The 13,991-nt window shown below is 66.3% G+C and carries 12 protein-coding genes and 1 tRNA gene; all 13 read left to right on the top strand.

Going from position 1 to position 13,991, the window contains the following annotated elements; translation table 11 throughout:
• Positions 1-22 precede the first annotated feature (22 nt).
• The 13 genes from Pcatena_RS04040 (at position 23) to Pcatena_RS03980 (ending at position 13,979) form a co-directional block, all read left to right on the top strand.
• A complete protein-coding gene (locus Pcatena_RS04040; RefSeq protein WP_126421851.1) occupies positions 23-718 on the top strand; it encodes a glycerol-3-phosphate acyltransferase in 696 nt (231 codons plus the stop codon).
• The gene (locus tag Pcatena_RS04035; RefSeq protein ID WP_126421849.1) at positions 715-1,740 is read left to right on the top strand and encodes an NAD(P)H-dependent glycerol-3-phosphate dehydrogenase; all 1,026 of its coding nucleotides are present in this window, start codon (positions 715-717) and stop codon (positions 1,738-1,740) included. The genes Pcatena_RS04040 and Pcatena_RS04035 overlap by 4 nt, the downstream gene beginning before the upstream one ends.
• 38 nt (positions 1,741-1,778) lie before the next feature.
• On the top strand, positions 1,779-2,456 hold the full coding sequence (gene rpe, locus Pcatena_RS04030) for a ribulose-phosphate 3-epimerase (RefSeq protein WP_126421847.1): 678 nt from the start codon (positions 1,779-1,781) through the stop codon (positions 2,454-2,456).
• 4 nt (positions 2,457-2,460) lie between these two features.
• On the top strand, positions 2,461-3,630 hold the full coding sequence (locus Pcatena_RS04025) for a cysteine desulfurase family protein (RefSeq protein WP_126421845.1): 1,170 nt from the start codon (positions 2,461-2,463) through the stop codon (positions 3,628-3,630).
• Between the two features lie 63 nt (positions 3,631-3,693).
• Entirely contained in the window at positions 3,694-4,488 is a 795-nt protein-coding gene (locus Pcatena_RS04020; protein WP_126421843.1) for a Nif3-like dinuclear metal center hexameric protein, read from the top strand.
• Positions 4,481-5,197: a zinc ribbon domain-containing protein gene (locus tag Pcatena_RS04015; RefSeq protein ID WP_172596372.1), complete on the top strand. Its 717-nt coding sequence runs from the start codon at positions 4,481-4,483 to the stop codon at positions 5,195-5,197. The genes Pcatena_RS04020 and Pcatena_RS04015 overlap by 8 nt, the downstream gene beginning before the upstream one ends.
• Before the next feature lie 5 nt (positions 5,198-5,202).
• On the top strand, positions 5,203-6,483 hold the full coding sequence (coaBC, locus tag Pcatena_RS04010; protein WP_126421839.1) for a bifunctional phosphopantothenoylcysteine decarboxylase/phosphopantothenate--cysteine ligase CoaBC: 1,281 nt from the start codon (positions 5,203-5,205) through the stop codon (positions 6,481-6,483).
• Complete coding sequence (locus Pcatena_RS04005; protein ID WP_126421837.1) at positions 6,477-7,358, top strand: deoxyribonuclease IV; 882 nt, start codon at positions 6,477-6,479, stop codon at positions 7,356-7,358. Before coaBC ends, Pcatena_RS04005 begins: the two co-directional genes overlap by 7 nt.
• 17 nt (positions 7,359-7,375) lie before the next feature.
• Positions 7,376-9,208, top strand: coding sequence for an ABC-F family ATP-binding cassette domain-containing protein (locus tag Pcatena_RS04000; RefSeq protein ID WP_126421835.1), 1,833 nt, complete (start codon positions 7,376-7,378; stop codon positions 9,206-9,208).
• Positions 9,209-9,307: 99 nt separating this feature from the next.
• On the top strand, positions 9,308-10,252 hold the full coding sequence (locus Pcatena_RS03995; protein WP_126421833.1) for a DegV family protein: 945 nt from the start codon (positions 9,308-9,310) through the stop codon (positions 10,250-10,252).
• Positions 10,253-10,357: 105 nt separating this feature from the next.
• A tRNA-Pro gene (locus Pcatena_RS03990) sits at positions 10,358-10,434 on the top strand.
• 70 nt (positions 10,435-10,504) lie between these two features.
• On the top strand, positions 10,505-12,229 hold the full coding sequence (locus Pcatena_RS03985) for an ABC transporter ATP-binding protein (protein WP_172596371.1): 1,725 nt from the start codon (positions 10,505-10,507) through the stop codon (positions 12,227-12,229).
• Positions 12,222-13,979, top strand: a complete 1,758-nt coding sequence (locus Pcatena_RS03980; RefSeq protein ID WP_126421829.1) for an ABC transporter ATP-binding protein — start codon at positions 12,222-12,224, stop codon at positions 13,977-13,979. The genes Pcatena_RS03985 and Pcatena_RS03980 overlap by 8 nt, the downstream gene beginning before the upstream one ends.
• Positions 13,980-13,991: the final 12 nt, after the last annotated feature.

Raw genomic sequence — 13,991 nt, 5'->3', positions numbered from 1 at the left:
GGTACCGGAGGGCTTTCTCTAGATGAACATCAACGTAGCTGCGCTCGTTGCCTACCTTGCCGCAACGTTTCTCGTCTGCGGCATTCCGTTTGGCAAGATCATCGCCCGCGCAAAGGGCGTGGACATTCAGCACGTGGGGTCGGGAAACATCGGCACGACGAACGTCGCGAGAGAGATTGGCAAGGGGGCGGCAGCCCTCACGCTGCTGTTTGACGCCGGCAAGGGCGCGCTTGCCACGGGCCTGGCCGGCGTCGTCTTCCCGCTGTGCGTCACGGGTGGTGTCTCGGTTGACCCGCAATCCCCGGCGGCCGCTCTCGTGGGGCTCGTCATGCTCGCGGCCGTCTGCGGCCACATCTTCTCGCCGTTTCTGGGATTTCACGGCGGCAAGGGCATAGCCGTGGGCGTGGGGTCCCTCCTCGGGTTTGCATGGCCCGTCGGCCTCATCGAGCTCGGCATCTTCTTCGTCATCGCCTATGCCACCAAGCGCGTCTCGGCAGGGTCCGTGACGGTCGCGGCCATCGTCGGACTCGTGCTCGCACTCTTCTACGGCCCCAACCTGGGCCAGGACCTCATCGTCGAGGCGGCTGGCCTCGTTGTGGTGTGGGCGCACCGCTCCAACATCAAGAAGCTCGTCAGCGGTCAGGAGAAGCCCTTCTCGTTCCACAAGAAGGGCGAGAGGCCCATGCCGGACGATCCGTCCGTAGGCGGATCCAGGTGACGCGCGTCGCCGTCATAGGCGCCGGCTCGTGGGGAACGGCCGTGAGCGCGCTCGTTGCGCAGAACGCCGACGAGGTCGTGCTCTGGAGTCATGGCTCCGAAGGCGCCAAGGCAATAAACGAGACTCACCGCAACCCCCGCTACCTCACAGACGTCGAGCTGCCCGCAAACATCACGGCCACCTCGGACCTGTCCGCCGCGTCAAAGGGTGCAGACGCCGTGGTGCTCGCCACGCCCTCCACGCATCTGAGAACCATAAGCCACGAGCTGGCTGACACGGTGGGCGAGGAGCTCCCCGTCGTCGTGCTCACGAAGGGCGTCGAGGCCGGCAGCGGCCTTCTCATGAGCGAGGTGGTCGCAGACGAGCTCGGCAACGAGCGTCGCGTGCTCGCCCTCAGCGGTCCCAACCACGCGGAGGAGGTCAGTCACGGCATGTTCTCATGTGCCGTGCTTGCCTCGCCCGACCGTAAGCTCGCCGAACGCATGCGTCCGCTCGTGGCCACGCCGACGTTTCGCGTCTACGTGTCCGAGGACATCCGGGGCGTTGAGACCTGCGGCGCCGTGAAGAACGTCATCGCGATCGCGTGCGGCGTCTGCGCAGGTCTGGGACTTGGCGACAACACCCTCGCCGCCATCATGACGCGCGGCATCGCAGAAATCGGGCGTGTCGTGGCGGCCACGGGAGGACAGCCCATGACCTGCATGGGGCTCGCCGGCATGGGGGACCTCGTGGCCACCTGCACCTCCGAGCATTCTCGCAACCGCCGCTTTGGCGAGGCCTTCGTGCGCGGCACCACGCTCGAGCAGTTCGAGCGACAGACGCATATGGTGGTCGAGGGGGCGCACTCTGCCACGAGTGTCCGCGAGCTCGCTCAGGCCAGGGGCGTCGAGGTGCCCATCGTCGAGGGCGTGTGGAACCTCATCCACGGCGGCCTGTCCATAGAGGAGGTCGCCTCGTCCCTCAGGGGACGCGTCCCAAACACCGAGTTCTACGGCATGGGCAACGGCCCTGCCTCCAAATAAGTCATCAATCGGTCAAAGACCAGACAGAAAGGCACACCATGCTCGAAGACGTCATGATCGCCCCGTCCATCCTCTCGGCGGACATCGCCAACCTCGCCGCCGACCTCGACGCCATTTCCACGGCAGACTACGTGCACGTCGACGTCATGGACGGCCACTTCGTGCCCAACCTCACGTTTGGCCCCAACGTCGTGAAGGCCGTCAAGGCCAACACGAGCGTCCCGGCCGACGTACACCTCATGATCTCCAATCCCGACGAGATGGCCGCCGAGTACGCCAAGGCCGGCGCCGACATCGTGAGCTTCCACATCGAGGCCGCCACGCACGCGCACCGCATCGTCTCCGCCATCCACGAGGCGGGCGCCAAGGCTGGCATCGTCATCAACCCTGCCACGCCCGTGAGCTCGCTCGAGGCCATCATCGACGACCTTGACCTCGTGCTCGTCATGTCCGTGAACCCCGGCTTTGGCGGCCAGAAGTTCATTCCGAACTCCCTGCGCAAGGTCTCTCAGGTCCGTGCCCTTGCCCGCGAGCACGGCGTGAGCCCCATCATCGAGGTTGACGGCGGCTGCTCTGCCGCCAACGCCGCCGAGCTCATCGAGGCCGGCGCCACGATGCTCGTGGCCGGCAGCGCCGTCTATGGCAAGGTCGATCGCGCCGCCGCCATCGCCGAGATCCGCGAGGCTGGTCGCGCCGGCATCGCCAAGAGGGCGTAGGTTGATGGCCGAGAAGAGCTACACCTACCTAGACTACGCGGCCTCCGCGCCGCTTCGCCCCTGCGCGATGGAGGCATGGGTTGGCTACCACGAGAAGCCCCATGCGGTCGCCAACGCAAACTCGCTCCACACGCTCGGGCGCAGCGCCGCCCGCGACCTCGAGGCGGCGCACCGTACGCTCGCGCACTGCATAGGCTGTGGTTTTAGGCCCAACGAGATCATCCTCACGAGCGGCGGGACCGAATCCAACAACCTCGCCGTCCTCGGCATGGCCGAGGGCGCGCGCAGGAAGAGCGCCAACAGGCGCAACAGGGTCATCCTCTCTGCCATCGAGCACGACTCGGTTCTCGACGTCGCGAGCATCCTGCGCTCGAGGGGCTTCGAGGTGGTCCTGGCCAAGCCGGGGCGAGACGGCGTCGTGAGCGCCGAGGAGGTCGAGCGTCTGGCAGACGATGCCACGGCGCTCGTGAGCGTCATGGCCGCAAACAACGAGACTGGCGTCGTACAGCCAACGGCCAAGGTCATCGAGGCCGCCCACTCCGCAGGCGCGCTCGCGCACGTGGACGCCGTCCAGGCCTTCGGACGCATCGACCTCGATTGCTCCGGGGCGGACGCCATCTCCGTGGCCGCCCACAAGATCGGAGGCCCTTTGGGCGTGGGTGCCCTGGCCATGCGCACACGCTGCCCCTTCGAGGCACAGGCCCTCGGCGGCGGCCAGGAGATGGGCAGAAGGCCCGGAACCCAGGACGTTGCCGGAGCCGTGGCGTTCGCAGCGGCGGCCGAGCAGGTCTGCCGAGAGCTGCCCTCAGTAAGGCCCCAGGTGGAGGCCCTCGCGAACCACGTCTACGAGCGCCTCTGCGCCGCGGATACGGGAATCGTCCCCACCACGGTGGCGCACGTGGACCAGACGCGACTCCCCGGAATGGTGAGCGTCATGGTCCCCAGCATGGACTCCGAGTCGCTCGTGCTCAAGCTTGACGACGCTGGCTTCGAGGTCTCTGCCGGGTCTGCCTGCTCCTCCGGGTCGCTGGACCCGAGCCACGTGCTCTCCGCCATGGGCATCGCGCGCGACCAGGCGCTCGGCTCGCTGCGCGTGAGCTTCGACGAGCGCGTCACGCCAGGCGAGCTCGACGCGTTCTGCGACGCGCTGCTCGCCATCGTGGCGAGTCACTAGCTTTGACGCATGGGCGGGCCAGCCAGACGTGTTGGCCCGCCCACTTGATGAGAGGGGAGTGGCATGCAGGTTCGAGACCTCGAGCGGCTCGTGTTCGAGAGGTTCCCAAGGCAGCTCGCCGAGAGCTGGGACAGGCCGGGACTTTCCGTGGGTGACCCCACAGAAGAGGTAGCCTGCATCGCGTGCGCCCTCGACCCCACGCCCACCAATGTCCGCGCCGCCGCCAGCCTTGGCGCGAACGTCCTGCTCACGCATCACCCCGCCTTTCTCGACCCACCGTTTCCCATGACCCCGGAGGCGCGCACGAGCTCGCAGGGTGGGGCGGCGGCCTACGAGGCCGCGCGCCTGGGCGTCTCGCTCATAGCGATGCACACGAACCTCGACCGCTCCGAGGAGGCCCTCGACCTAGCCGCGTCGCTGATCGGGCTTACCAGGGTCGGGCGGCTCGTCGAGCCTGATGGCTACGGAGCGCTGCTCGACGCCGACGGGATGACGCTCGGTGAGCTCACCGAGCGCGTCGCGCTCGCGCTTGGCGCAAGCGCGACGGTATGGGGAGACGAGGGCAAGAGCCTCGGACGGGTGGCCTACTGCTCGGGTTCGCTCGGCTCGCTCGGCATGCAGGCAACCCGGCGCGGGGTGGATTGCGTGATTGCTGGGGAGGCGGGGTATCACCGTGCTTTGGAGCTGTCCGAGTGCGGTGTTGCCGCTATACTCGTAGGGCACGAAGCGTCCGAGCTGCCCTATGCCGGGCTTCTCGCCCGCACGGCACGCGAGGTCGCACCTGATACGCGCATACACATCTTGGACGAGGACCTGCGCTGGCACGCGCACGTCACAGAAGGAGGACCACATGTCTGAGGCATCTGCACTGCTGAGGCTGCAGGAAATCGACCTAGAGCTCATGAGGACCAAGAAGACCGCCGAGGCCCTGCCGCAGCGCCAGAAGGTGGCCGCCGCCCGCGCAGCCGCCAAGAAGGTCGCCGGTGAGCTCACCAAGATCGTTGGCCAGCGCAAGGACCTCGAGATTGAGCTCAACGAGCTCGAGGATTCCAAGAAGTTCTTCTCCGGCAAGGTCACCGAGATCCAGGAGGGCACCTACAACCAGGACTTCCGCTCGGCACAGGAACTGGACTTCACCCTCTCGACCCTCGCCAAGAAGATCGAGAAGTGCGACTACGACACCGAGCACCTGCTACCCAGGCTCGAGACCGCCGAGCGCGCCGAGAAGAACGCCCGCGCGCTCGCCGACAGGCTCGAGAAGGAGGAGGCAGCGCAGGTTGCCTCGTTCAAGGAGGCCATGGAGCAGATCACCAGTCGGGTGAAGTCGTTGGCCGCCGAGCGCGAGCGCATCGTCGCCAGCCTGCCCGCCACGCTCGTCGCCAGCTATGAGGCGGCTCGCAAGCGCTTTGGCGGCGTGGCCGTCGAGACGCTCGAGGGAAACCGCCCCTCCGCATGCCGCGTGGCCCTGCAGCCCAGCTCGTTCACCGACATCCGTCGCAGCGGAGCCGAGGTCACGACGTGCCCCTACTGCAAGCGCATCCTCGTCGTGGCGACTGAGGAGGCGTAGGCATCATGGCAGAGACGCTCGTTGACGGCCACGCCGCCCGCGTCGCGCTCTTCGTGACGGGCGGCATCGCCGCGTACAAGGCTTGCGAGGTGCTGCGCGGGCTTCAGAAGCAGGGCTGCGAGGTACGCGTCGCCATGTCGGCGCACGCGTGCGAGCTCGTGGGACCCAAGACGTTCGAGGCCCTCTCGGGCCATCACGTCACGCTCGGCCTCTTCGATGACGCGAGCTCACCCATTCCCCACATCGAGCTCGCCGAGTGGGCCGACCTTGCGCTCGTGTGCCCTGCCACCGCCAACGTCATCGCCAAGATGGCCCACGGCATCGCCGATGACGCCGTGAGCACCACGTTGCTCGCGTGCCCCTGCCCCGTCGTCGTGGCGCCCGCCATGAACGTCCACATGTGGCAGAACCTCGCCACGGTCGCCAACGTGGAGACGCTCAAGAACCGCAACTATCTCTTCGTGGGCCCCGAGAGCGGCAGGCTGGCCTGCGGCGAGACGGGTGCCGGCAAGCTCGCGTCGATCGAGCAGATCGTCTCGGCCGCACTCTATCGAATTCGTGCCCGCGGAGACCTCGCCGGACGCCGCATCGTCATCACGGCGGGCCCCACGCACGAGCCGGTGGACCCCGTGCGCTATCTCTCCAACGCGTCCTCGGGCAAGATGGGATACGCCATCGCGGCCGCCGCTGCGGCCCACGGCGCGCACGTCACGCTTGTCTCGGGTCCCGTCTCGCTTCCCGAGCCCGCCGGCGTCGGCGTCATCCACGTCACGACCGCAGCTCAGATGCTCGAGGCAACGCAGGACGCCTTCGCCACGGCAGACGCGGCCATCCTCGCCGCGGCCGTCTCGGACTACCGTCCCGAGCAGGCAGCCGACCATAAGCTCAAGAAGGCCGCCGAGCCCATCGACAACATCGCCCTGGCTGAGAACCCGGACATCCTCGCCACGCTCTCCCAGAGCCGCGGGAGCCGCGTCGTCATCGGCTTTGCCGCAGAGACCGACAACGTGCTCGAGAATGCGCGCAAGAAGCTCGCAACCAAGGGCTGCGACCTCATCGTGGCAAACGACGTCTCGCGAGACGACTCCACCTTTGGCTCCGACACCAACCGCGTTACGCTCGTTGGCCCGCACGACGAGACAGAGCTCGACTGCATGCCCAAGGAGCAGGTTGCCGAGAAGATCATCGAGCGCCTCCACGACCTGCTCGAGCCGGACGAGCCCCTCCAGCAGGCCAGCGCCGCAGACCAGACGCTGCTCATGCCGAGGACGGGTGCGGATTGCTAGCAGTCGGCTGCCACATATCGAGCTCCGGAGGCTTTGAGGCCATGGGCAAGCGAGCCCTCGCACTCGGGGCCACGACGTTTGCTTATTTCACGAGAAATCCTCGGGGTGGCGCCGCCAAGGCGGCCGACCCCGAGGACGCGGCCAGCCTTCGCAAGATCATGGCTGAGAACGGCTTCGGGCGTCTCGTGGCCCACGCCCCCTACACGCTGAACCTCTGCTCGGCAAAGCCGGACGTCCGCTTGTTCGCGCGCCGCGCCCTGGCGGAGGACCTCCAAACCATGGAGCTCATCCCCGGGAACTACTACAACTTCCACCCCGGCTCCCACGTGGGCCAGGGTGCCGACGAGGGGATACGCCTCATCGCGGAGGGCCTGAACGAGGCGCTCGAACCCGGCCAGTCCACCTACGTGCTTCTCGAGACAATGGCCGGGAAGGGCACCGAAGTGGGCAGGACCTTCGAGGAACTCGCGCGCATCATTGAGCTCACGGAGCACGACGAGCTCATCGGCGTGTGCCTGGACACCTGCCACGTCAGCGATGCCGGATATGACGTCTCCGCAAGCCTCGACGGGGTACTGCAGGAGTTCGACCGGGTGATTGGCCTGTCCAGGCTCAAGGCGCTCCACCTCAACGACTCCAAGAACCCGGTAGGCGCACACAAGGACCGCCACGAGCGGCTTGGCCTGGGCCACCTTGGCCTGGGGTGCTTCTCGGCTATCGTGCGCGACAAGCGCACGCGAGACCTGCCGATGATCCTCGAGACGCCCAACGAGGCCGCGGGATACGCGGCAGAGATCGCTGCCCTGAGGGCACTCGCGGACGGAGCGGACACGGAAGAGACGATGGCTCGCCTGGCACACGAGCGAGACGAGTAGACAAGGCAAGGAATCACGTGGGAATTCTCATAGGATGCGAGCACCTCGGCCACGAGTGGCCGGGCAAGCCCGTTCTGGATGACGTCACCATCGGCGTGAACGAGGGCGACCGCATCGGTATCGTGGGCAAGAACGGCGACGGCAAGTCGACGCTCCTCCAGCTCATCGCGCACACGCTCGAGCCAGACCACGGCGCCGTCACCTGGAGGGGCGGCATCACCGTTGGCATGCTCGGCCAGTCAGACGCGCTCGATGACGACCAGAGCGTGGGCCACGAGGTCGTGGGCGACGTTCCCGAGTATGAGTGGGCCTCCAACCCCGAGACCCGCCGCATCATCGCCGAGCTCATCGGCGACGTGGACTGGAACGCCAAGGTGGGCACGCTCTCCGGCGGCCAGCGACGCCGCGTGGACCTCACGAGGCTGCTCATCGGCACCTATGACGTGCTGTTGCTCGACGAGCCCACGAACCACCTCGACATGGGCGCCATCACCTGGCTGGCAGGCCACCTTCGCCACCGCTGGCAGAGGGGCAGCGGCGCCATGCTCGTCATCACGCACGACCGCTGGTTTCTCGACGAGACGTGCGAGAGCATGTGGGAGGTCCACGACCGCGTGGTGGAGCCCTTCGAGGGCGGCTACTCCGCCTACATCCAGCAGCGGGCCGAGCGCGAGCGCATGGCCCAGGCAAGCGAGGAGCGCCGCCAGAACATCCTGCGCAAGGAGCTCGCATGGCTCTCACGCGGCGCCCAGGCGCGCTCGAGCAAGCCGAAGTTCCGCATCGAGGCGGCACGCGCGCTCGTGGCAGACGTGCCTCCCATGAGAAACCCGCTCGAGCTCAAGCGCCTGGCCGTGAGCAGGCTCGGCAAGCAGGTGTTCGAGCTCAAGGGGGCAACGGTCTGCTATGACGGACACGTGGTCCTCGATCACCTCGACTGGCTCATCGGGCCCGGCGACCGCTATGGCATCCTCGGCGAGAACGGCGCCGGCAAGACGACGCTGCTTCGTCTGCTCGACGGCAAGCTTGCCCCCACGAGCGGACGCGTGAAGATGGGCAAGTCCGTGAAGCTAGGCATCCTCTCCCAGCACATCGACCTGCTCGCAGACAAGCTCGACTGGCGCGTGCGCGAGCTGCTTGGGACCTACAAGCGCAGCTACGTCATCGGCGGCAAGGAGTACACGCCCACGAAGCTGCTCGAGAGCCTCGGGTTCGACAAGCGGGAGCTCGACACGCCCATCGCCGACCTCTCGGGCGGCCAGTCGAGGCGCCTCGCCCTGATGTGCGTGCTTCTCGACGAGCCGAACGTCCTCATCCTCGACGAGCCCGGCAACGACCTGGACACAGACATGCTCGCCGTCATGGAGGATCTGCTCGACACATGGCCGGGCACGCTGCTGCTCGTCTCGCACGACCGCTACCTCATGGAGCGCGTGACAGACGACCAGTTCGCCCTCATCGGCGGCAAGCTCACGCACGTGCCGGGCGGCGTGGACGAGTACCTCTCGCTCATTGGCAACCGCCACGGGGACGGCAACGTCTCCGGCAAGGGCCCGGCCCCCAAGGCACCCGTCACGGCGGCGCCGGCCACCTCGAGCCCCCAGGTCCAGGCGCAGGCCTCGGGTCTGTCGAGCGCCGAGGAGTGGCGTCTCAAGAAGCAGGTCGCGAGCATTGAGCGCAAGATGGAGACGCAGCGCGGCCGCATCGAGGAGCTCGAGCGAGCGATGGGGGAGGTCGACCCCACGGACTACGTGGCGCTCGAGAACGCGCAGGCAGACGTTGACGCCGCCAAGCAGGCACTGGACGAGCTCGAGGCCGAGTGGCTCGAGCTCGAGGAGACCCTCGAGGGATAACGGATAGGAACCAACCAGGCATGAACGTGGCGTCCGTGGCCACGCGCTAGGACACAGACGTCGCCCGGCGAATCGGACCGGGAGAGAGGGGAGACAACCATGGGAGCCATTTGTCAGATCATGGCGGACTCCACATGCGACTTCACGCCGCAGATGGCCACCGAACTTGGCGTCACCATCCTGCCGTTCCACTACGTAGAGGCCGGAAAGCCGGATGGCGGCCTTTCCGGAGATGACGACCTCTTCCAGACGAGGAGTGCCCACGAGTTCTATGACGCCATACGCCACGGCGCCATGCCCATAACCTCGCAGCCCTCCCAGCTCGAGTATGACGAGGCGTTCCAGCGGGCCTACGAAAGCGGCGTCCCCACGGTGCTGTTCTGCATCTCAAGCGGCCTGTCCGGCGGCTACGAGGGCGCACGCATGTCACTCGAGCGCCTTCGAGAGCAGCACCCAGGCGAGGAGATACGCATCTACGTCATCGACACGCTCGTGGCGTCCACGCCGCTCACGCTGCTCGTCCAGGAGGCGTGCCGAAAGCGAGACGCCGGCCTCAACGCCGAGCAGCTCGCGCAGTGGGCCGAGGAGGCTCGTTACTTCCTGCACACCATATTCATGGTCGACAACCTCGACGCGCTTCACCGCGGCGGCAGGCTGCCCAAGGGCGTGGCCGTCATCGGCGACGCGCTCGACGTCAAGGCGCTGCTTCACTTCAACCTCGATGGAACGCTCGGCATTCGCGGAGTCGCGCGCGGGCGCAAGAAGGGCCTTCGCAAGATCGTTGACTTCTTCGAGAGGACGCGTGAGCTTAAGCCCTATGGCCACGTGTGCTGCGTTGGAGACGCGGACGCCCCCGATGACGGCTATGCCATAGCATCCGAGCTCCATGAGTTCGACCCTGAGCTCGCCATAACCAGGCCCACGATCGGGCCCACCATCGGGTCGCACGTAGGTCCCGGCATGGTCTCGTGCTGCTTCTGGGGCAAGGACCGCCGCCAAGACAAGCAGATCACGAGAGTCAAGGGCGTTCGCAACTCAAAGTAGCTGGTCAGCGGACGCATATCGGACAAATTTCAAAATAAGTGAAATTTGTCCTTGCACGGTAGGGACGTAGCTGTTATTATCTTTTCTGCTGCGAGTGAGCGGCAACGGGTGGTGGCGCAGTTTGGTAGCGCACTTGACTGGGGGTCAAGGGGTCGCTGGTTCGAATCCAGTCCACCCGACCAGATCTTTAGGAGCCTGGGGCATATGTCTCAGGCTTTTTTGTTATCGAACCATCAGGCGGAGGTCTCCCGCATGCTCAAGCTTGTCAGATACCTCAGGGGCTATGGCAAGGAATGCGTTCTGGCGCCGCTGTTCAAGTGCCTTGAGGCCGCATTCCAGATTCTCGTGCCTCTCGTCATGGCAAGCGTCGTCGACGAGGGCATAGCAGCAGGCAACACCCACCACATCATGGCGAGCGCGGCCGCCCTCATTGCCATGGGCGTCGTGGGCTGGGTCTGCGCAGTCGCGGCCCAGTACTTCTCGGCCAAGCTTGGCGCCGGGTTTGGCACGGCACTTCGAGACGATCTCTTCGCCCATGTCATGTCGCTCTCCCGCTCCAACGTCGACGAGCTCGGCACCTCCACGCTCGTCACGCGGCTCACCAACGACACGAGCCAGGTCCAGGACGGCGTGAACCTCTTCTTTCGCCTCGTCCTTCGCTGCCCCATCGCCATCCTCGGCTCCATAGGTGCCGCATACCTCGTGAGCGGCACCGAGGGAGCGCTGTTCGTTGTCGTGTCCGCCATCGTCTTTCTGCTCGTCTGGCTCGTCATGCGCGTGGCCATCCGGGGCTACCGCGAGGTCCAGCACGGCCTCGATGGCGTCCTGCTCTCCACGGCCGAGCAGCTCGAGGGCGTGCGCGTCCTGCGAGCCTTCGGTCGAGAGGACGAGGAGCGCCGCCTGTTCGACGACCTGCTCGATGGCCTCTGGCATCGTCAGGTCTACGTGGGTGACGTCTCCGGCCTCATGAACCCGCTCACGTATGCCGCCGTGAACCTGGGGCTCGTCGTTGTGCTCTACGTCGGCGGCATCAGCATCCAGGCGGGTAACCTCACGCAGGGAGCCCTCGTGGCGCTCGTGAACTACATGAGCCAGATGCTCGTGGAGCTGCTCAAGCTCGCAAACCTCGTGAACACCCTCTCGAAGTCCGAGGCATGCGCACGGCGCGTGAACGAGGTCTTCGAGCGCGTCCCGTCCATGACCGACGGAGAGCTGAGCGCAGACGGTCTTTCTGGCTCCATCGAGTTTTGCGACGTCACGTTCAGCTACCCCGGTGCCGCCGCGCCCTCGCTCTCCCACGTGAGCTTCTCGGCCAGACCGGGGCAGGTCGTGGGAGTCATCGGCGGAACCGGCTCGGGCAAGTCCACACTCGCAAGCCTCCTGATGCGCTTCTACGACGCCACAAGTGGGTCGGTGCTCGTGGGCGGCCGAGACGTCCGCACCCTCACGCTCGAGAGCCTCCATCGCCTCGTGAGCATCGTCGACCAGCGCCCGAGGCTCTTCTCGGGCACCATAGAGAGTAACCTGAGGCTCGCCGCGCCGGACGCCTCCCCAGACCAGCTCGAGCACGCCGTTGAAGCCGCCCAGGCGGCCGATGTCGTTGCCGCCAAAGGAGGAGTGGCGGGCGCGGTGGAGCAGCTCGGGAGAAACCTCTCGGGAGGCCAGCGCCAACGCCTCTCCATAGCCAGGATCCTCTCGAGGGGGCCCCGCATTCTCGTGCTCGACGACGCAAGCTCAGCTCTCGACCTTGCGACCGATGCTCGGCTCCGCCACGCCCTCGCGTCTGAGTTTCCAGGCGTCACCCAGGTCGTCATCTCGCAGCGCATCTCGGCCATACGCCACGCAGACCTCATTCTCGTGCTGGACGCCGGCCGCGTCGTGGGCCAGGGAACGCACGAGGAGCTGAGGAGGACCTGTGACGTCTACGAGGAGATCTGCGCGTCCCAGCTCGAGGGGGAGGAGGTGCGCCATGGCTAGGCAGACCAAGGCATCAGCCGTCCCCAAGGGAACCGTCGCGAGGACGATCAGGCAGCTGGGCACCCACATCCCAGGAATAGTGGGGTCGCTGGCGCTCGCGGCCTTCGTCGTGGTCTCGACGCTACTCGTGCCCGTCCTCTCGGGCAAAGCCGTCGACTGCGTCGCAAGCGCGGGCGGGGCGGATATCGCGGGCCTTCTCGCCAACCTCAGGCTGCTTGCCGTGGCGATCCTCACCACGGTAGCCTCGCAGTGGCTGCTCACGGCACTCACGAACCGCATAGCGATCTCCATCGTTCGCGAGATGCGCCAGAAAGCCTTCGCAAAGCTTCAGGTCCTGCCCGTCTCCTACGTGGACTCCCATCGCCACGGAGACATCGTGAACCGCGTCGTGACCGACGTCGAGCAGTTCTCCAACGGCCTCACCATGACGTTCCAGCAGCTGTTCTGCGGCGTGCTGACCATCGTACTCACACTTGTCTTCATGTTCAGGCTCAACGCCGGCGTCACGCTCGTCGTCGTCTGCGTGACGCCCGTCTCGGTCTTTGCGGCCAAGTTCATAGCGCAGCGTGGCTTCGCCTACTTCCATGACCAGTCCGTGAGACGCGGGGAGCTCACGGGAGTCGTCGAGGAGCTTGTGGGCGGCAAGGACGTCCTCGAGGCCTTCGACGCGCAGGGGCAGGCCTGCGAGAGGTTCCACGATGTTGATGCGAGGCTCGGGGAGTCGAGCTTCAAGGCCGTGTTCTACTCCTCGCTCGTGAATCCCACCACGCGCTTCGTGAACGCACTCGTTTACGCAGGTGTCGGGATATTCGGCGCGCTCGCCGCCATCGCGGGCACGCTCACTGTGGGCGGCCTCACGGCCTTCCTGAGCTACGCCAGCCAGTACACGAAGCCCTTCAACGACATCTCCGAGGTGGCAACGGAGCTGCAGAACTCGTTTGCCTGCGCCGCACGCCTGTTCGAGCTGCTCGACGAGCCGCAGGTCGAGCCCGATCGTCCTGGAGCCATCGAGCTCAGGGGGGTAATGGGGGCCGTAAGCCTTTCCAACGTGTGCTTCTCCTACGTCCCCGGCCGCCCGCTCATCCGCGACCTCACGCTCGAAGTCAGGCCGGGCACGCGTGTGGCCATCGTTGGCCCCACGGGCTGCGGCAAGACGACGATGATCAACCTGCTCATGCGCTTCTACGACGTTGACGCGGGCACCATAGCCATTGACGGCCACGACATCCGTGACGTGACGAGGAAGAGCCTCAGGTCAAGCTTTGGCATGGTGCTCCAGGAGACGTGGGTCAAGAGCGCCACCGTGAGGGAGAACCTGACGCTGGGGCGCCCCGACGCAACGGACGAGCAGGTCAAGGCCGCGGCGCGGGCCGCCTTTGCAGACGAGTTCATCGAGCGGCTCCCGCATGGCTATGACACGATGCTCAACGGCGAGGAGGCCTCGATCTCTGCCGGGCAGAGGCAGCTGCTCTGCATAGCCCGCGCCATGCTCGCCGACGCCCCCATGCTCATCCTCGACGAGGCCACGAGCAACATCGACACGAGGACCGAGGTCAAGGTCCAGAAGGCGTTCGAGCGGCTCATGGAGGGCCGCACGAGCTTCATCGTGGCGCACCGACTCTCCACGATCGTGGGCGCAGACGTCATCGTGGCCATGAGGGACGGCCGAATCGTCGAGACGGGCACCCACGACGAGCTGCTCGCCCGAGGCGGCTTCTACGCCTCTCTGTACGAGAGCCAGTTCAGCTAGGGCACCACCCGG

The sequence above is a fragment of the Parolsenella catena genome (assembly GCF_003966955.1).
GTDB lineage: Bacteria > Actinomycetota > Coriobacteriia > Coriobacteriales > Atopobiaceae > Parolsenella > Parolsenella catena.
This window is presented reverse-complemented; position numbering and strand designations above follow the sequence as displayed.